Source organism: Sphingomonas zeicaulis (assembly GCF_050433225.1).
Classification (GTDB): domain Bacteria; phylum Pseudomonadota; class Alphaproteobacteria; order Sphingomonadales; family Sphingomonadaceae; genus Sphingomonas_D; species Sphingomonas_D zeicaulis.
Map to the genome: position 1 here is coordinate 58,955 of NZ_JBNPXQ010000005.1, position 18,983 is coordinate 77,937.

Below are 18,983 nucleotides of genomic sequence, written 5' to 3' on the forward strand. Positions count from 1 at the left end.
ATCAGCCGACAGAGCCCGGTCGGGCGAGAGGAGTGGAACGACGATGGATGAGGATGACACGCCGGCGGACGCCGCCAAGAGCGCGCACCGCCCCGTCGTGACCATCCACGATGTGGCGCGCCACGCCGGCGTGTCCTCGATGACGGTATCGCGGGTGATGACCGGCAAGCGCCATGTCAGCGAAGCGATGCGCCAGCGCGTCAATGCCGCGATCGCGGAGCTCGATTATTCGCCCAACCTCACCGCACGCAGTTTTTCCAGCGCGGTGCGGGTTGGGGCGATCTATTCCAACCCCGCGTCCTCCAACCTCGGCACCTTCCTGATGGGTGCGTTCCGCCAGAGCGGCGAGAGCGGTTGCCAGTTCCTGATCGAGCCGGGGCGGACGGAGGAGGAAGCGCTCGCCGGCCTCCACCGGCTGATCGAGGCACGCATCGGCGGGGTGATCCTGCCGCCGCCCTTGTGCGATTCGGAAGCGGTGCTGAAGCTCGCGGCGAAGTCGGACGTGATCCCGCTGGCCTTCGCCACCGCGATCCCGCGTGAGGGCGTCTCCGCGATCATCATCGATGACTATAAGGGCGCGTTCGACATGACGCGCTATCTGATCGGCCTTGGCCATCGCGCGATCGGCTTCGTCCAGGGCGATCCCAAACATTCGCCGTCGCAGCGGCGCGAACAGGGCTATCGCGCGGCGATGGCGGGCGCATCGCTGATGATCCGCGACGAATGGATCGCCCCCGGCCTGTTCACCTATCGCTCCGGCCTCGACGCGGCCGAACGGCTGCTCAAATCCGACCAGCGGCCGACCGCGATCTTCGCCAGCAATGACGATATGGCAGCGGCGATCACCGCGGTCGCGCACGGCATGGGGCTGAAGATCCCCACCGATCTCAGCGTCGCCGGGTTCGACGATGCCCAGATCGCCGCCACCATCTGGCCGGAACTGACGACGATCCGGCAGCCGATATCCGACATGGCCTCGCGCGCGGTCGCGCTGCTCAGCGATCAGGTGCGTGAGGCGCGCACCGGCAGCACGCCGGCGGTGAAGCATATCCGCGAGATGCTGACGCTCGTCGAGCGCGCGTCGACCGGCCCGCGACCGCCGGCCTGAGCGGCACGCGCGACACAATCTTCGGGAGAGTGACCATGACCCTGTTCGGCGCCATCGAAGCGGGCGGCACCAAATTCGTGTGCGGCATCGGCGACGCGCGCGGCGGCTCGATCGAGACCGCGGTGGTTTCCACCCGCGATCCCGATAGCACCTTCGCTGAAGTGGCCGAATTCTTCGCGCAGGCGACGCGCCAAGGCCCGATCGGCGGCATCGGCATCGCCAGCTTCGGCCCGGTCGAACTCAACCCCGCCGCGCCGCGCTTCGGACAGATCCTCGCCACGCCCAAAGCGCATTGGCAAGGGGCGGACATGCTGGCGCGCACCCGCGCGATCCTCGACGTACCGATGGTGATCGAGACGGACGTCAACGCGGCCGCGCTCGCCGAGGCCGCCGCGGCTGGCCCGGGTGTGAAGCAGCTCGCCTATGTCACCGTCGGCACCGGCATCGGCGTCGGGCTGATGAGCGAGGGGCACCCGGTGCACGGCCTCGGCCATCCCGAAGCGGGCCATATCCTACCGCGCCGCCATCCGCTGCATGACGGGTTTGCGGGCATCTGCCCCTTCCACGGCGATTGCCTGGAAGGGCTGGCGAGCGGCCCCGCGATCGCCGCAGCGTGGGGCAGTGCCGCGCAGGATCTGCCCGATGATCATCCGTTCCGCGCGGTCGAGGCCGATTATCTCTCCCAGCTCTGCATGACATTGTTCCTGATGATGGCGCCCGAGCGGATCGTGCTGGGCGGCGGCGTGATGAAGCAGGACAAGCTATTCCCGATGATCCACGCCTGCACCGCCGAGCTCCTGGGGGGCTATTTCGGCGGCGCGACCACCGCCGAGGATATGGCGGCGCGGATCGTGCCCCCGGCCTGCACCGAGCCCTCGGGCCTGATCGGCGCCTATCTGCTGGCGGAAAAAGCGGCGCGCGACGCGGCCTGATGCGCCGCGCCGCCGATCATCCGATCGGCTCGAACAGGATCGCCTGACCACCCGACGGTGCGAGGTTCAATACCATCGGCTCGCCCCGCACGACATCTTGCCGGGTGACGACCACCGGCGTACGCCGCGCCTCAGCATGCGGCGCGCCATCGGCGAAGATCGTCGCCTGCCAGCGCCCCCCGCCCAGGAAATCGGTCATGAGCTCGATGCGGCGGGCCTGCTCATTGGTCATCGCACCGAGAAACCAGCGCGCACCGCTGCGGCGCGCGACCACGATATGTTCGCCGGGTGCGCCCGAAAGCGCACAGGTTTCGTCCCAGCTTGTCGGACATTCGTCGAACCAGCGCAGCGCCGGCCACGATCCGACCGCATATTTGGCTGGCTCATCATACCAGTAGAGGAAGGTCAGCGGATTGTAATAGACCGCCGCCATCGCAAGCTGGTGCGCGTTGGTCGTCTGGTTCTTATAATGATCGTAGCAGATCGTGTAATCGATCGGCCCCGAGATCGCGCGCGTGAACGGCAAGGTCACGTTGTGCCGCGCGGTCGGGAACTGCTCATTACCGCGAACGCCTTCGAGCGCGACATAGTTGGGCAAGGTTCGTTCGAGCCCGGCGGGGCGCAGATTGTCGTGCAGGTTCACCAGCAGGCGGTTCTCGCCGCAGGTCTTCACCAGACCGTGGATGAAGTCGACATCCTCCTGCCGTCCCTCCCAGATGAAGCCGAACTTGATCCCCGCCACGCCCCAGCGGCGATAGGTGGCGACGATTTCCCGAAGCTGTCGCATCGCCGGCACGCGATCGACATAGAGGATCGTGCCGAGCCCTTTCGCGCGCGCCGCGGCGATGATGCCGGGCATGTCGAGCCCGTCGATCGGGCGCGTGGCATCGCTGGGATCGGTGCCGTCGCCATACCAGTGCGCGTCGAACTCGACATAATCGAGCCTGCGCGCGGCGGCGAAGGCGATGCCCGCTTCCGCACCGGCATTGCTGTAGGGCTTGCGGATGCGGAAAGCGCGGCCGGGCTTGATCCAGCCGCTGTCGCCAAGCTGGTTGGGCGTCGCGAGCGTCGCCACGAGCCCCGCCTTTTCCAGCAGCCTGGCGGGTTCGCGCGCGACGAGGATCAGGCGCCATGGCGTGGTGAACGGCGTATCGATCGAAAACACCGGCGCGGGGTGCGTTTCGCCCGGCCCCGAATAGCCGGTGGCGCGGCCGGGGAAGCGCATCAGATGAGTGGTGGCGGTCTGCGGATCGCTGCCGGGCGCGAACATCAGCCGCGGATAATGCAGCCGATCGGACTCGCAGACCGACAGCGCCAGCCCCTGCGGAGTCATCGCGAGCAGCGGCGTGTCGGCAAGCGGCCCCTTGTCGGTGCTGTTGGTCAATTCGGGATGCGGCGGCGGGCCGATCCGGCCTGGCGCGGAGCGGACATATTCGCCCTCGTCGCGGCTGCTCCACACCTCGGTCCCCACGGGAAAGCGGAAGTCGCACGCCTCGCCGCCCAGCATGACCTGCTTGCGGCCGCTGAGCAGCACGAAGCGCACCGCGATACCGTCGTCATGCGCCAGCAGCCGGATCGCAAAATCGATCCCCGCCTTGCGGTCGCGAAAGCGCGCCTCGATCTGGTTGGCGGTGCCGTTGTAGCGGGCGGCAATGCCATAGGGCGGCGTCCAGTCGCCATCGATCCGGCTGGTGGCATGATCGATCAAGCGCGCCTTCGCGCCGAGCAGCCTGCCGTCGCCGAGCATAAGCGCCAGCCGCGACGGTTCGAGGATCGGCGCCTCGCCGTCGCGGGCGGACCAGCGGGGCAGGGGGTTGGCGGCATCCGGCAGATGCAGGCGCACATCGATCCGGCCATTGGGCGATCGCACCGACAGGGTCTGGCCGTCCTTCGCAGCCGCGGTGGCGCGCGTGGTGGTCAGCGTCGTCGCGGCGAGGCCAAGGCCGCCCAGCATCTGGCGGCGGGTGCTCTGCATGATGATGATCGTCCCCTCCGGTCTGGCGCGGACGATCGGCGTCGTCCGTCGCGCAAGATCTTGCACGATCTTGTGATATCGATAACACGCGGCTAACACAACCCAAGGAAGAGGAGAGAGCGATGCGTCGGCGATCGGGCGGAATGAGGCTGGCAAAAGCGGGCGTGGCCGCATTGGCATTGTCTGCCGGGTCTGCCGCGCTGGCTGAGGACGGCCGCTGGTTCGCCGATCAGGGTGACGGTACCTATCGTAACCCTGTGCTGATCGGCGATTATTCCGATCCCGATGCCATCCGCGTCGGCGAGGATTATTATCTGACCGCATCCTCCTTCACCGACGTGCCGGGGCTGCCGATCCTCCATTCCCGCGATCTGGTGAACTGGACGCTGATCGGCCACGCGCTCACCCATGTGCCGCCCGAGGCGCATTATGCCACGCCGCGGCGCGGCGGCGGGGTGTGGGCACCGGCGATCCGCCATCATGGCGGCCGCTTCCTGATCTATTATCCCGATCCCGACCGCGGCATTTTCCTCACCACCGCCAGCGATCCGCGCGGGCCGTGGAGCACGCCGGTGCTGGTCGAAGGGACCACCGGCGTCATCGATCCGGCACCTTTCTGGGAGGAGGACGGCACCGGCTGGCTGATCTATGGCTATGCCCGCAGCCGTGCCGGCAAGGCCAATATCATCGGCCTCAAGCGGCTGAATGCGGATGGCACCGCGACCGAGGGCGCCGAACGGATTATCGTCGATGGCGATGCGCAGCCGCCGGTGATGTCCAGCCTGGGTCCGCGCCCGTGGCAGACGACCGAGGGCCCCAAGCTCTACAAGCGCGGCGGCTGGTATTATGTGTTCGTGCCCAGCGGCAGCGTGAAGGGCGGCTGGCAGGGCGTGTTCCGCAGCCGGTCGATCACCGGCCCCTATGAGGGCCGCGACGTGATGGACCAGGGCGCGACCGAAACCAACGGCCCGCACCAGGGCGCCTGGGTGACCAGCGCTGCCGGAGAGGACTGGTTCCTGCACTTCCAGGATCGCGACAGCTACGGCCGCATCGTCCACCTCCAGCCGATGCGCTGGCGCAAGGGCTGGCCCGTGATCGGCGCCGACCCCGATGGTGACGGGCGCGGCACGCCGGTTGCGGGCGGGCGCAAACCCGTTGCCGGCCAGCCGCGCACCGCGCCGGTGGCGGACGATGATTTCGACACCGCGCCCAACCTCGCCTGGCAGTTCGGCAGCAATCCGTCGGCGGACTGGATGACGGTCAAGGACGGGCATCTGCGCCTGAAATCGATCAGCGGCTCCCGCGATTTCTATGAGAATGGCGCGATCCTCTCGCAGAAACTGCCGGCACTCGCCTTCACCGCCACCACCCGCATGGCCTTCGCACCGCTTCGCACAGGGGAACGCGCGGGGTTGACCGTACATGGTGCCAGCTTCGCCTGGATCGGCGTGGAGAAGCAGGGCGATGGCTTGCATATCGTGCGCGAGGACAAGGCCGAAACGCGGCCCGGCGCCCCGATCACGACGCTCAACGGGCCACGGCTGGAAGGCGGCGCGGTCTGGCTGCGGCTGACCGCCCGCCCCACCACGATCACCGTCCCGCCCCCCGATTCCACCCCCTATTGGCCCTCGATGCTCCGCGAAACGCACATGCTGGTGTCGTTCAGCTACAGCCTCGACGGCACGAACTTCACTCCGCTCGGCAACGCGTTCGAGACGCGGCCGGGGCGCTGGGTAGGCACGCAGATCGGGCTCTTCGCACAGGCCGCCTCGGGCACGTCGGCGGCCGCCGCGACGACGGTCGGCCATGCCGATTTCGACTGGTTCAGGATCGAAAAATGATCCGCACCTCCGCGTTCGTGCTCGCGGCCGCGCTCGCCGCCGCCACCAGCCATGCCCAGCTTGTCATCTATGATCCGCCACCGGGCAAGGCGCTCTACACCCATCATAATGATGATTTTACCGTGCGCGTCCGCACACCCGGCGGCACATGGCAGGATCTCTACGAATATCGTGTGATGGTCGATCTCGATGCGCCGCAACGCGCCTCCATGGTCAGCTTCGCGATGCGCGGCCCCGTCGAAGTGGCGGTGAAGAAGAATAATGGCGACGTCCGCCGGGCCGAGGTCCGCCCTGGCGCAAAGCAGGTGGCGGCGCGACTGGAGGGGCGCACCGCCACCTTCATGCTGACCAAGCCCACCAATCTCTCGATCGAGTTCGACGGCGACCGGCTGCACAACCTCCACCTCTTCGCCAATCCGATCGCCGAGGCCCCGCCCGCGAAGGATGATCCGGACAGCATCTATTTCGGCCCGGGCATCCATGTGCTGCCCGAAGGCCAGACCAAATTCGCGATCGGATCGAACAAGACGGTCACCATCGCCGGCGGCGCGATCGTGCAGGGCCAGATCGACATCAGCAACGCGCATGACGTCCGCGTGATCGGCCACGGAATCCTCGAAGGCGGGAAGGAGGGGCTGACCGTGCTGTTCTCCAGCAACGTCACGATCGACGGCCCCGTCGTGCTCAACCCCCAGCATTACACGCTGATGTGCGGCCAATCGACCGGCCTCGCCATCCGCAACCTCAAAAGCTTCAGCGCCGGAAGCTGGACCGACGGGCTCGACCTGATGAGCTGTTCGGACGTCGCCATCGACAATGTCTTCCTGCGCACATCGGACGACGCCATCGCCATCTATGGCGATCGCTGGGATTATCATGGCGATGCGCGCAACTATCGCATCACCAATTCGACGCTGTGGGCAGATGTCGCGCACCCGATCAATATCGGCCTGCACGGCAGCAAGGATCAGCCGCGCACCATCGAGAAGCTGCTGTTCCGCAACATCGACATCCTCGGCCATGACGAGGACGACCGCGATTATCAGGGTGCGCTGGCGATCACCGCTGGCGACAACAACCTCGTCCGCGACGTGACCTTCGAGGACATCCGCATCGACGATATCGAAGAAGGGATGGTGTTCAACTTCCGCACTGTCTTCAACGGGAAATACAGCCTCGCGCCGGGGCGCGGCATCGAGAAGGTGGTGCTGCGCAACGTCCGCTTCCGCGGCGGCGACATCAACCGTCCGGTGCTCGCGGGCTACGCCGCAGACCGCCAGGTGCGCGACATACGCATCGAGGATGTCCGCATCGGCGACATGCCACTGCGCCACGCCGACATCGATATCGGCCGCTTCGTCACGGACATCTCCGTCACCCGCTGACACTGCCGCAACCGCAGCTCCGCGCCGCCCAGAAAAGAGTTGCGCGGCATTTCTGTTATCGATATCTGAACTGCTATCGATAACAACTCGATTCACGGCCGGGGTGCATACGCCTCGCCGGAAAGCTGATCGTGGAGGGGAAAAATGCGCTACATCCAGTTGACCGCCGCCCTGCTTGCAACCTGCGCACCGGCGCCCCTCCTTGCACAGGCAGCGCCCGAGCCTGAACAGGCACCGGTCGACGAGGAAGCGACGCAGGACATAGTCGTGACCGGCCTCAGGGCCAGCCTCAAGAACAGCGCGCAAATCAAGAAAAACACGATGGAAATCGTGGACTCGATCACCGCGGACGATATCGGCAAGCTGCCCGATCCCAACGTCGCCGAAACGCTCACCCGCGTACCGGGCGTGCAGGCCTATCGCTTCGGCGGAGAGGCGTCGTCGCCGGTCGGCAACGGCTCGGGCCTCACCATCCGCGGCCTCACCGGGCAGACCGGCTCGCGCGTCGACGGCCGCGCCTATTTCACCGCCGGCAGCCGCGAATTCAACGTCGAGGGCGCTAGCCCCGGCATGGTCGCCGGGCTCGACGTCTACAAGAATCCCTCGGCCGACCATATCGAGGGTGCGATCGGCGGCCTCGTCAACATCCGCACCCGCAAGCCCTTCGACTTCAAGGATATGGCGATCTCCGCCGCGGTCGGCGGGCGCTACAATGATCTCGGCAAGAAGCTTACGCCCGAATATTTCGGCATGCTTTCCAAGCGCTGGGATGTCGGCGATGGCGGCGAACTGGGCGTGCTCGTCGCGGGCAGCTACGCGCAGAGCTTCAACCGGGGTGACAATACGCCGTCGGTGGGCGGCACCCAATTCCGCCGTGCAATCCGTGCCGACAGCGCCGAATATGCTGCCAATGTCGGCAGCGGACTCAACCTCAACCCCGCCTTCCTCGGCCGCAACGACGTCACCTATCTGGCGGACGTCAACCCGGCGAGCCTCCCCGAAAGCCAGCGCGCCGCGCTGCTGTCATCGGCGGGCGTCCAGAACAATATCTCGCAGGAAGATTATCGGCGCACGCGCAAGGGGCTGAGCGGCGCGATCCAGTGGAAGCCGAGCCCGACGCTCGAATTCTACGCCGAGGGCAACTACAACTATTATCTCTACCACCAGAACTACCGCTTCCTGAATGCCAGCGACAGCCGCTACGCACAGGGCCTCGCCACGGAAGCCTTCACGCTCGATGAGCAACTGGCGAACCGCAACGCGAATGGCGGCGCCAACGAACTGCTTTCCGGCCAGCACATCGTCGGCGGCACCTTCCTCAACTCCACCTTCACCACCACCGGCGGCGACGAGCATCGCGAGTACAAGACCTTCGTGCTCGCCGGTGGCGTCAAGTGGCAGCCGACCGAGCGGCTCGAGGTGAAGTTCGACTTCTCCTATGTGAAGGCCGACCAGTATCAGGACAATCGCTCGGTCGTCCTCTCCTCCGCCGCCGGCCTCGCCTGGAACATCAGCCGCGATCTCGGCACTCCGCAGCGCGTCTCGATCACTGGCCCCGATCTCGCCTCGCCGAGCAGTTGGGTGTTCAACAATTATGCGAACGGCACCAATCAGGTTTGGGACGATGACGGCATCGCCGCCGCGCTCGATCTCAAATATGCCTTCGACGACTCCTTCCTGCAGGCGATCAGGGTCGGCGGCCGCTACGCGACGCAGAAGGATCGCTACAGCAATTTCAGCTTCGCCGGCCGCAACCTGACGACCAACGGGCTCGCGCTCGCGGCGGACCGGTCGAACGCGATCCCCGTCACCGCGAACGCGGATCTCGTCGAAGGATCGCCGACCAACTTCCTCGACGGCAAGGCCGGCTATAGCGGCGGCTTCCTCGTCTTCTCGCCCGATGCGCTGCTGGGTGACACTGTCCGCGGCCGCTTCCCGCTCGCCGGCATCAACCCGGAGGATGCGCTGACCGAGCTGATCCTCAACCGGCGCTATTTCAGCGAGAAGAGCTATGCCGGCTATGCGGTCGCCGATTTCGGCTTCTTCGACAATCGCCTGCGGGGCAATGCCGGCATCCGCGTGGTGAAGACGGACACCTTCGTCCGCGCGCAGATCACGCAGCCGGGCACCACCAACATCATCCCCAATGAGAGCGCTTCCTCCTACACCTATGCGCTGCCCAGCTTCAATCTGACGGGCTATATCACCCCCGACACGCTGGTGCGCTTCGGCTATGGCAAGGGGATCACCCGGCCCGATCTCGCAGCGCTCAACCCCACGCTGGTGCTCGACACCAATCTGGGCAATGGCAGCCGCGGCAATCCCGACCTGCGCCCGCAAAAGGCCGACAGCTTCGATCTCGGCATCGAGCATTATTTCTCGTCGGTGAACTATGTCTCGGCCGCGCTCTTCTACAAGAAGATCGACGGCTTCTTCAGCGGCATCTCATCCTGCCAGGCGATCGATGGCGCGCCCGCGCCGACGACCAACCAGAACTGCTCGGGCAGCCAATATTTCATCACCCAGACGGTCAATGCCGAAAAGGGCACCGCCAAGGGCATCGAGCTCGCCGCGCAGACCTTCTTCGACTATCCCTTCATGCCCGACATCCTCCACCATTTCGGTGTCGTCGGCTCCTTCACCTATGTCGAGACCAAGAACCCGCTGACGCTCAACGGCCAGCGCGTCGACACGATGCAGCCGCTGACCTCCAAATATGCCTATTCTGTCGCTGGCCTCTATGAGGATGATCTGGTCTCCGCGCGCGTCGTCTATACGTGGCGGTCGAAGGCGGTGCTGTTCGGCGTCGCCGCCAACCCGATGGACGGCCGCTACATCCGTTCGTTCGGGCTGCTCGACGCCTCGCTGAACTTCAAGCTGCCGCACAATTTCTCGCTGTCGCTGACCGCCTCCAACCTCACCAACGAGGCCGCGGACCGCTTCATCGGAGAGCCCGGCCTCGAAACCGGCATCGAGCGCCAGCACTTCGTCAACGGCCGCAACTTCGGCGCGACCCTGCGCTACAGCTTCGGCAGCTGAACGCTGCCCGAAGGGCAGAATGATTGCCGCCATCCTGTATGCCCTCCTGCTGAACTGATCGGGTCGCCATCAAAGGCCACCCGATCCCGATGTTGACCCGGTGATCATCGCTATTTCAGCCGCGCGATCGCCACGCCATGCGCGCGGACGTTGCCTTCCTGCCAGTCGCCACCCGCGGGTTCTGCCCCCGCAGGCAGCGTCACGGCATGCGCAACGTCGCCATGATTGATGATGATCAGCACGCGCTTGCCTGCGCCCGCGCGCTCGGCGATCTCCAGGTCCGGGTGGGCCCCGGCGATGACCGGCTTGATCCCGGCATCGTCGAGCAGGCGTGTCGCCAGCGCGGAAAGCGCTGCGGGCTCCAGCCAGGCGCCGACATAGGTAATGCTGCCGCGGCCTAGGCTGCGGGTGACGATCGCCGGCTTGCCGTCCAGCCAGCCGCCGGGATCCTGATAGGTCGCGATGGCCTTCGCGCCGCTGGTACCGGGGGCAAGCGCTTCCGCCCAGACATTGACCTTGCCGCTGACCGCCCCCGTCACTGCGACGGGGGCGTCGAGCGCATAATATTGCTCGACCGTCGCGCCGAGCAGCTCGGCGAGGGGTCCGGGCTGGCGCTGAGGCCACAACGCATTGTCGCCATCCTTCATGCCCGAACGCGGCCCGAGCACCAGCCGACCGCCGCTGCGGACAAAGGCTTCCAGCCGCTTGGCATCCTCGGCGGTCAGCACGTTGAGTGACGGGGCCACGACCAGCTTGTAGGCACTCAGGTCGGCACCGGGCGACAGCACATGCACGCCCTGCGACTGAACGCGGAAGGGCCGGTAGAAATCGGTGAACTCGCGGATCGGGTCGAAGTCGCGATGGTGACGCTGGAGGTCGATCGCCCAGCGGCTGTCGTAGGAAAAGAGCATCGCCATCTTTGCGGCGGGGCCGGTATCCGCGAGCAGCGGCGCGAAGCGCGTCATGTCCTGCGCGACCGCACCGATCTCTCCCGCGACCGGGTTGGGCTTGCCGTCCTGGCCAAGCACCGCGCCATGGTAGGTTTCCTGACCATTCCGGCCAGGCCGCCATTGCCAATAAAGCACGCCATCGGCGCCATGCGCGATCGACTGCCATGCGAGTTCACGCACCTGGCCGGGGTCCAGCGCGCGGTTGACCGGCACCCAGTCGACCCGGCCCGGCTGGGTTTCCATCAGCCAGAAATTGCGCTGCTTGTAGCCGCGGACGAGATCATGATTGGCACCGTTCGCCACCCAATCCGGCCGACCGTCGGGAATGTAGTTGTCCCAGCTTGCGATATCGAGATTCCGGTGCATCACGAAGTGATCGAAGCCCGCGTTCCAGAACATGGTGTTGGTCGTGATGAACGCGCGGGCGTCGATCAGCGGGCGGATCGCGCGGACCTGATCCTCGACATAATCCGTCCAGGTCGCGGTGGTGAAATGGCGGAAATCGAGCAAAAGCCCCGGATTCTGCTGGCCGGTCTGGCGCAGCGGCACCTGCTCGAATTCATTGTAGGATTGGCTCCAATATTGCGTCGTCCACCGTGCATTGAGCGCATCGATCGTGCCGTAGCGCTGTTCGAGGAACGCGTGCCAGCGCGCGACCGATTCGGTATCGAACGAGGGCGGGCCGACTTCATTGTCGATCTGCCAACCCACGACATCGGGATGCCTGCCATAGCGCTCGGCCATCTTGGCGGCGATCCGACGCGCGAAGTCGCGATAGCGTGCGCTGCCGAACGAGAAGTGGCGGCGACCGCCATGCGTCGCCTGCGCGCCATTCTCGTCGACGCGCAAAGTGTCGGGATATTTCTGGGTCAGCCAGGCGGGCGGGGCGGCGGTGGGGGTGCCGATGACGATCATAAAGCCGCGCTTGGCCGCCGCGTCGATCGCGCGATCGAGCCAGGCGAAGTCGAACTTACCTTCTTCCGGCTCCATCCGCGCCCAGGCGAATTCGGCCACGCGCACGGTGTTGAAGCCCATCGCCTTCATCATGTCGAGGTCGGTCGCCCAGCGTTCCTCGGCCCATTGCTCGGGATACCAGGCGACGCCGACTGCCATCGCGGGGCGTTCGGCAAAGGCAGTCGCGCGCTGCGGAAAGGGTGGTTTACGGGGAGTTTGCGCTGTGATCGGCATCGCCGATGCCAACAAACCGAGCGCCAAAGCCCAACCCAATGCACGCGATCTTGCCGGCATTCCGCTCCCCTTGTTATTCGTACTATGATATGTGTAATGTGCTCATGAAGGCCGGGCAAGGCACAGTTGCGAATTCAGGACGAGGGCAATGAAAGCGATCCACAATCACGACCTTTCGCGGCGCGGTTTCTTCCAGTGCGCTGCCTGCGCGGCGGCGGCGCTGGGTGCCGCTGCCGCGCCGGGCGGGGCCTGGGCGGCGGCTGCCGCCCGCGGCGCGGGGCGGGGTGCGGAGGCGGTCCACGAGTTCCCCTATGGCGCTGTCAAGCTGACCGGCGGCCGGATCAAGGATCAGTATGACCGGGTCCAGGCGCATTATCTGGCGCTGGACAATGATCGCGTGCTCAAGGTGTTCCGCCAGGCGGCCGGCCTGCCCGCGCCCGGTCCGGACATGGGCGGCTGGTATGATGCGGACGGCTTCGTTCCCGGGCTCGCCTTCGGCCAATATGTATCCGGCCTCGCACGGATCGGCGCGGCGACTGGCGACAAGGCGGCACACGCCAAGGTCGCCACGCTGGTCGACGGGTTCGGCGCGTTCCTCAAGAATGTGAAGAACCCCTATGCGGGCAAGAAAGCGCAGGATCAGTGGGCCGCCTATACGATGGACAAATATGTCGTCGGACTGGTCGACGCCTATCGGCTGAGCGGGGTGGAGCAGGCGCGCAGCCTGCTGCCGATGGTGATCGAAAAGTGCATGCCCTATATCTCGCCGGTCTCGCGCGACCGGGTGGGCAAGAAGGATCCGCCCTATGACGAGACCTACGTCATCTCGGAAAACCTGTTCCACGTCGCCGAGATTACCGGTGACGACAAGTATCGCGCGATGGCGGTGCATTATCTGCTGAACAAGGAATGGTTCGATCCGCTGGCGGCGGGGCAGGACGTGCTGCCGACCAAGCATGCCTACAGCCACACCATCGCGCTCTCCTCCGGCGCGCAGGCCTATCTAAACCTCGGCGACGCCAAATATGTCCGCGCACTGGAGAATGCCTGGAAGTTCATGGAGCCGCAGCGCTTCGCTTCGGGCGGCTGGGGGCCGGAGGAGCAGTTCGTCCATCTCGACCAGGGGCTGCTGGCGGCGAGCCTCGCCTCGTCGAAGGCCCATTTTGAAACACCGTGCGGCAGCTTCGCCGACATGAAGCTGGCCCGCTACCTGATCCGCTTCACAGGCCGGCCCGAATATGGCGACGGGCTGGAGCGCACGCTCTACAACACGATGCTCGCCACTCGCTTTCCGGACAGCGATGGCGGCTATCCCTATTATTCGAACTATGGCGCAGTCGCCGAGAAGAAATATTACCACCAGCAATGGCCGTGCTGCTCGGGCACCCTGGTGCAGGGCGTCGCCGACTATGTCCTCAATCTCTATTTCCATGATGATGACGCGCTGCTCGTCAACATGTTCGCATCGTCGGAAGTGCGATGGGACCGGCCGGGTGGGCCGGTCGAGGTGGTGCAGCACACCAACTATCCGGCGACCGACGCGGTGCGCCTGACCGTGCGCCAGCCCGGCAATGGCCGCTTCGCGATGAAGCTGCGCATTCCGGCGTGGACGCGCGACGCACGACTGACCGTCAACGGCGTTGCACAGCCGGTGCAGCCGGGCACGCTTGCGACCATCCAGCGGAGGTGGAAGGCGGGTGATACGATCGACCTTGTCGTGCCGCAGCCGCTGCGCACCCTGCCGATCGACAATCGCAACCCCAATCTTGCGGCGGTGATGCGCGGCGGGGTTATGTATGTCGGCCTCAACCCGTGGGATGGCATCGAGAAGCAGGCGATCGACCTGCCCGGCGCGCTCACCCCGATGCCAGGCCAGGATGAAGCGTATCGGACGACGGTCGATGGCCGCAACCTCGTGTTCGTGCCCTATTTCGCGGTCGATATGGAACGCTACAACACCTATTTCCGGACGGCCTGAGCATGACCGACAGGGTCTACGCGACCTACCGCGTCGAAACCGCCTTCCCGCTTACGCAAGCGGCGGAAACGATGGCCGGCGAGCAATCGACGGGCACCTTCGTGCGCGTGCCGGGCGAGACCGACGAGCTGCGCGAGGCGCATGCCGCGCGCGTCGAATCGATCGAGGAACTGGGGGAAGCGGAGCGGCCCTCGCTGCCCGGATCGGGCCTGCCGAGGCAGGGCGGCGATGGCCGTCGACGTATCGCGAAGGTGGTACTGTCGTGGCCGGTGCATAATTTCGGCCCGTCGCTGCCCAATCTCCTGGCGACGGTCGCAGGCAATCTCTCCGAATTGAAGGCTTTCTCCGCGCTCAAGCTGCTCGATCTGACGCTGCCGCCGGTGTTCCTTGACCGCTATCAGGGACCGCAATTCGGCGTTGCCGGCACGCGGCGACTGGCGGGGGTGGTAAGCCGGCCGATGATCGGCACGATCATCAAGCCCAGCGTCGGTCTCGGTCCCGAGGCAACCGCCGCGCAGGTAGCCGGGCTGCTCGGCGCTGGCATCGACTTCATCAAGGATGACGAGCTTCAGGCCAACGGCCCGGCCTGTCCGTTCACGGCGCGGGTGAGCGCGGTGATGCGCGTGATCAATGCGCATGCCGACCGCACCGGCAAGAAGGTGATGTACGCCGCCAACCTCACCGGCGACATCGACGAGATGCTGGAGCGTCATGACCATGTGCTCGCCGAGGGCGGCACCTGCATCATGGCGAGCATGAACTCGATCGGCCTGCCGGCGATGAAGGTGCTGCGCGCGCATTCCCAGCTTCCGATCCACGGCCACCGCAATGGTTGGGGCATGCTCGGCCGCTCGCCGGCGATCGGCATGGAATATGTCGCGTTTCAGAAATTGTGGCGGGTGGCGGGGATCGACCACACCCACGTCAACGGCATCGACAACAAGTTCTGCGAGACCAACGAGAGCGTGATCGCCTCGGCCCGCGAATGCCTGACGCCGATGTTCCCGGCACCCGTGCCGGGGTGCGAGGTGATGCCGGTCTTCTCGTCCGGCCAGTCGGCGCGGCAGGTGCACGCCACCTATGCGGCGCTGGGATCGACCGACCTGATCTTCGCGGCGGGCGGCGGCATCCTTGCGCATCCGGGCGGCCCGGCCGCCGGCGTCACCGCGCTGCGTCAGGCGTGGGACGCGGCCGTGGCTGGCGTTCCCCTGGAACAGGCGGCGAACGATGCGCCGGAACTGCGCGCGGCCGTAGGGGCGTTCGGCGGGTGAGACCGCTCTACGCCTATTATGGCGATGATTTCACCGGCTCCACCGACGTGCTTGAGCAACTCGCCGAAGGCGGTGTGGCCGCCATCCTGTTCCTCCGCCAGCCCGACGCGGCGCTGCGCGCGCGCTTCGCCGACGTGCGGGCGATCGGCCTCGCCGGCGACAGCCGCAGCCGTGCGCCGGACTGGATGGACGCGCATCTGCCCGCCGCGTTCGACGCGATCGGCGATGCCGACATCCTCCACTACAAGACCTGCTCGACCTTCGATTCCTCGCCCAAGGTCGGCTCGATCGGCCGCGCGATGGAGATCGGCGCACGGCGGCATGGTGGCGTCGTCCCCATTCTCGTCGGCGCGCCGCACCTGCGCCGCTATGTGCTGTTCGGCAATCTGTTCGCGGCGGCAGGCGCCGATACATTCCGCATCGACCGCCACCCGACGATGGCGCGCCACCCGGTCACGCCGATGCACGAGGCGGACCTGCGCCGCCACCTCGCCCCGCAGACTGACATGGTGATCGGCTCGATCGCGATCGACCGCCTCCAGGCGGGCGCGGCGGAGGCCGACTATGTGGGCGCGACCGGGGACGCTGTGCTGTTCGACGGTCTCGACGAGACCAGCCTGCTGGCTGCCGGGCAGGTGGTGCTGCGCCATGAAGCGCGCTTCGCCGTCGGCAGCTCGGGCGTCACCCGAGCCCTGGTGCTGGCATGGCAGGCCGCCGGGCTCGTGACCCCGCCCGAGGCACTGGCACCGGCGCTTCCGACCGACCGGCTGCTGGTGGTCAGCGGAAGCTGCTCGCCGGTGACAGCAGCGCAAATCGGCCACGCGCGAGGCGCGGGCTATGCCGGCGTTCGTGTCGATGTGCCAGCGGTCTTGCGGGGCGAGAGCCCCGAGGAGGCCCGCATCATCAAAGCCGCGGTCACTGCGCTGGAAACGGACGGGCGCTGCCTGATCTTCTCGGCGGAAGGCCCTCTCGACGAACAGGGGCAGGCAGCGGGCGACCGGCTGGGCAGTGCATTGGGCCGCATCACGCGCGCGGCGATCGAGCGCAGCGGCATCGGCCGCGTTCTGTTCGCGGGCGGCGATACGTCGAGCCATGGCGTCGCGCAGCTCGGCATCGATGCACTGTCCTGGGCGGCCCCGCTGGAACGCGGCGCCCCGCTGGTGCGGGCGCACGCCGCGTCGGCACCGATCGACGGGCTGGAACTGGTTCTGAAGGGCGGCCAGGTAGGGGCTAAGGACTTCTTCGAGACGGTGCGGCTAGGGCGCGCGCCCTCATTTCTCGACCGTGCGGAGTAGGCATCGAAGGGATGAGCCGAGAACCGAGGCAGCCTCGGGCGACCGAGATGGAGATGGACGGCCGTACTATCTGACCTTATCCACTATCCGATCCTATACCGCCCGCGCCCCCGCCACGTCCGCCTTGTGATCCAGCCCCTTCGAGCAATCCGTCAGCGCGAAGAGCCCCGCCGCGATCAGCACCATCACCGCCACGCCCTGCACCGGCAGATTATAGTTCCCGGTCCCCGCGATGACATAACCGATCACCACGGTGCACACGAAGCCGCCAAGATTGCCCGCGGTGTTCATCACGCCGCTCGCGGTGCCGCCGAAGCGACCGCCGATCGCCATGCACATCGCCCAGGCGGCGGGCAGCATCAGGTCCATCACAGCAAAGGCCGCGCCGGCGAGCACGACGATTGCCGCCTTGCCGCTGGCGAGGCTCATCGCCACTAGCAGCACGGCGGTGATCGTCAGGCAGGTGCTGGTGATCAGGCTGTAGGCGCGGCGGGCGCCGATGCGCTCCGCCAGTCGGTCGGACAATACGCCGCCGGCGAGGTTGCTGACGATGCCGAGCAGGAAGGGGATCGATCCGTAAAGCCCCATCTCCGTCACGGTGAACCCCGCGCCGTTGACCATCCAGGTCGGGAACCAGTTGAAGAAGAACCAGCTTCCGAAGGCATAGAAGCAATAGGCAAGCGCGATCAGCCAGAGCTGGGGCAGCGCCATCAGCCGCCGCCACGGCGTGCCGAGATGGCCGGCACCATCGTCGCCGCCGATCTCCGCAACCTCCTCGGCGCTGATGCCGGGTTGGTCGGCGGGACGATCCCGATACCAGCTCCGCCAGACGATCGCCCAGCCAAGGCCGACAATGCCAAGCGCCACGAACACCGCCTGCCAGCCGAAGCGCGCTTGCAGCGGCACCAGCAGCAGCGGCGCCATCGCCCCGCCGAGCCGGCTCGCAGCCCAGACGATGCCTTGGCCCCGCGCACGCTCGCGCGCCGGCAGCCAGCGATAGAGCACGCCGGTCATATTGGGATAGGCGCCGGCGGCGCCCAGCCCGAACAGGAAGCGTGCAGCGGTCAACTGATAGACGTTGCGGCACACCGCGGTGATCGCGGTGAAGAAGGACCACCAGATCGTGATCCGGGTCAGTTCCTTGCGATAGCCATGCCGATCGCCGAGCGCACCGGAGGGCACCTCGAACACCGCATAGGCGATGACATAGGCGCCAAGCACCCAGCCCCACTGGTCCGGCGTGATCGCAAGGTCGCGCTGGATCGACGGGCCGGTAACCGCGATCGCCATGCGATCGAGGAAAGTGATGACCGAAAGGGCCCCAAGCAGGCCCAGCACGGCATGGCGTTTCTTCACTTGGCGAGACCGGCCAGCACGTCGCGGGCGCGGGTCACGCCCAGTTCCGGGCTGGAAAACACCGGGGCAGCCACTGCCCCCTCTGGCAGGGTCGCCAGCACGCGCGCCATCGAGGCCTGCGCGAGCACGATCGCGTCGACGCCGTTCATCGCCTCGGTCAGCGCCTCGCCGACGATGCGGTCATGCGTCACGCCGTCGCCTGCCATCACCGCTTCGAACGCGCCTTCGCAGAGATGCTCGACGATCTCGATCGCCTTGCCCTGATCGGCCGCGACGGTGCGGACGAGGTCGGCGGTCGGCTTCAACGTCGTCCGCAGGGTCGCCATCACGCCGATGCGGCTGCCGATCGAAAGCGCCTTTTCCGCCATCGGCCGGTCCACGCGCAGCACGGGCTGGTCGTAAAGCTGCGCGGCGATGTCGATTGCTGGGCCGATCGAGGAACAGGTGACGAGCGCGACATCCGCGCCGGCATCGAAGGAGGAGCCGATGAGTTGGATCACCCGGCGCATCGTCGGCCGCTCCAGCCTGCCGGCGGCGATCGTGTTCTTGATCAGGCTTTCGTCCACGAAGTGCAGCACCCGCACGCCCGGCACGAGGCGCTGGGTGAGCTCGTTGAACAGGGGGCTGAGCGTGGGAGAAGTGTGGACGAGGGCGAGGGTCTGCAT

The 18,983-nt window shown here is 66.4% G+C and carries 12 protein-coding genes; 8 read left to right on the forward strand and 4 right to left on the reverse strand.

Annotated features, from left to right (window positions below; all coding sequences use genetic code 11):
- The first annotated feature begins 43 nt into the window (after positions 1 to 43).
- Together FHS96_RS17310 and FHS96_RS17315 are read left to right on the forward strand one after the other, a co-directional pair.
- On the forward strand, positions 44 to 1,108 hold the full coding sequence (locus FHS96_RS17310) for a LacI family DNA-binding transcriptional regulator (RefSeq protein WP_429594277.1): 1,065 nt from the start codon (positions 44 to 46) through the stop codon (positions 1,106 to 1,108).
- A gap of 35 nt (positions 1,109 to 1,143) precedes the next feature.
- Positions 1,144 to 2,040: an ROK family protein gene (locus FHS96_RS17315; protein ID WP_429594279.1), complete on the forward strand. Its 897-nt coding sequence runs from the start codon at positions 1,144 to 1,146 to the stop codon at positions 2,038 to 2,040.
- Positions 2,041 to 2,056: 16 nt separating this feature from the next.
- On the opposite strand, the gene FHS96_RS17320 is transcribed toward FHS96_RS17315, so the two are convergent.
- Positions 2,057 to 4,015 (reverse strand): glycoside hydrolase family 97 protein, encoded by a 1,959-nt coding sequence (locus FHS96_RS17320; RefSeq protein ID WP_429594282.1) that lies wholly within the window; start codon positions 4,013 to 4,015, stop codon positions 2,057 to 2,059.
- 122 nt (positions 4,016 to 4,137) lie between these two features.
- On the opposite strand from FHS96_RS17320, the gene FHS96_RS17325 reads away from it, so the two are divergent.
- From FHS96_RS17325 to FHS96_RS17335, 3 genes are all read left to right on the forward strand, one after another.
- On the forward strand, positions 4,138 to 5,856 hold the full coding sequence (locus FHS96_RS17325; RefSeq protein ID WP_429594285.1) for a glycoside hydrolase family 43 protein: 1,719 nt from the start codon (positions 4,138 to 4,140) through the stop codon (positions 5,854 to 5,856).
- On the forward strand, positions 5,853 to 7,241 hold the full coding sequence (locus FHS96_RS17330; protein WP_429594288.1) for a glycosyl hydrolase family 28 protein: 1,389 nt from the start codon (positions 5,853 to 5,855) through the stop codon (positions 7,239 to 7,241). The genes FHS96_RS17325 and FHS96_RS17330 overlap by 4 nt, the downstream gene beginning before the upstream one ends.
- Before the next feature lie 144 nt (positions 7,242 to 7,385).
- The gene (locus FHS96_RS17335) at positions 7,386 to 10,280 is read left to right on the forward strand and encodes a TonB-dependent receptor (protein ID WP_429594291.1); all 2,895 of its coding nucleotides are present in this window, start codon (positions 7,386 to 7,388) and stop codon (positions 10,278 to 10,280) included.
- 110 nt (positions 10,281 to 10,390) lie between these two features.
- Here FHS96_RS17335 and FHS96_RS17340 read toward each other — a convergent pair whose 3' ends face one another.
- The gene (locus FHS96_RS17340) at positions 10,391 to 12,418 is read right to left on the reverse strand and encodes a beta-galactosidase (RefSeq protein WP_429594294.1); all 2,028 of its coding nucleotides are present in this window, start codon (positions 12,416 to 12,418) and stop codon (positions 10,391 to 10,393) included.
- Between the two features lie 148 nt (positions 12,419 to 12,566).
- Between FHS96_RS17340 and FHS96_RS17345 the strand changes: the two genes are divergently transcribed.
- Genes FHS96_RS17345 through FHS96_RS17355 form a run of 3 tightly spaced genes read left to right on the forward strand, consistent with a single transcriptional unit; the run spans position 12,567 to position 16,962 of the window.
- On the forward strand, positions 12,567 to 14,396 hold the full coding sequence (locus FHS96_RS17345) for a beta-L-arabinofuranosidase domain-containing protein (RefSeq protein WP_429594297.1): 1,830 nt from the start codon (positions 12,567 to 12,569) through the stop codon (positions 14,394 to 14,396).
- 2 nt (positions 14,397 to 14,398) lie between these two features.
- Positions 14,399 to 15,667: a ribulose-bisphosphate carboxylase large subunit family protein gene (locus FHS96_RS17350; protein WP_429594300.1), complete on the forward strand. Its 1,269-nt coding sequence runs from the start codon at positions 14,399 to 14,401 to the stop codon at positions 15,665 to 15,667.
- Positions 15,664 to 16,962, forward strand: coding sequence for a four-carbon acid sugar kinase family protein (locus tag FHS96_RS17355; RefSeq protein WP_429594302.1), 1,299 nt, complete (start codon positions 15,664 to 15,666; stop codon positions 16,960 to 16,962). Before FHS96_RS17350 ends, FHS96_RS17355 begins: the two co-directional genes overlap by 4 nt.
- A gap of 93 nt (positions 16,963 to 17,055) precedes the next feature.
- Here FHS96_RS17355 and FHS96_RS17360 read toward each other — a convergent pair whose 3' ends face one another.
- Positions 17,056 to 18,318: an MFS transporter gene (locus tag FHS96_RS17360; protein WP_429594305.1), complete on the reverse strand. Its 1,263-nt coding sequence runs from the start codon at positions 18,316 to 18,318 to the stop codon at positions 17,056 to 17,058.
- Positions 18,315 to 18,983, reverse strand: a complete 669-nt coding sequence (locus FHS96_RS17365; RefSeq protein ID WP_429594308.1) for an aspartate/glutamate racemase family protein — start codon at positions 18,981 to 18,983, stop codon at positions 18,315 to 18,317. Before FHS96_RS17365 ends, FHS96_RS17360 begins: the two co-directional genes overlap by 4 nt.

Excerpts from the sequence above, each read along its gene's own strand:
- FHS96_RS17310 (WP_429594277.1), top strand. The coding sequence starts at position 44 with ATGGATGAGGATGACACGCCGGCGGACGCCGCCAAGAGCGCGCACCGC.
- FHS96_RS17315 (WP_429594279.1), top strand. The coding sequence starts at position 1,144 with ATGACCCTGTTCGGCGCCATCGAAGCGGGCGGCACCAAATTCGTGTGC.
- FHS96_RS17320 (WP_429594282.1), bottom strand. The coding sequence starts at position 4,015 with ATGCAGAGCACCCGCCGCCAGATGCTGGGCGGCCTTGGCCTCGCCGCG.
- FHS96_RS17325 (WP_429594285.1), top strand. The coding sequence starts at position 4,138 with ATGCGTCGGCGATCGGGCGGAATGAGGCTGGCAAAAGCGGGCGTGGCC.
- FHS96_RS17330 (WP_429594288.1), top strand. The coding sequence starts at position 5,853 with ATGATCCGCACCTCCGCGTTCGTGCTCGCGGCCGCGCTCGCCGCCGCC.
- FHS96_RS17335 (WP_429594291.1), top strand. The coding sequence starts at position 7,386 with ATGCGCTACATCCAGTTGACCGCCGCCCTGCTTGCAACCTGCGCACCG.
- FHS96_RS17340 (WP_429594294.1), bottom strand. The coding sequence starts at position 12,418 with ATGCCGATCACAGCGCAAACTCCCCGTAAACCACCCTTTCCGCAGCGC.
- FHS96_RS17345 (WP_429594297.1), top strand. The coding sequence starts at position 12,567 with ATGAAAGCGATCCACAATCACGACCTTTCGCGGCGCGGTTTCTTCCAG.
- FHS96_RS17350 (WP_429594300.1), top strand. The coding sequence starts at position 14,399 with ATGACCGACAGGGTCTACGCGACCTACCGCGTCGAAACCGCCTTCCCG.
- FHS96_RS17365 (WP_429594308.1), bottom strand. The coding sequence starts at position 18,983 with ATGCAGACCCTCGCCCTCGTCCACACTTCTCCCACGCTCAGCCCCCTG.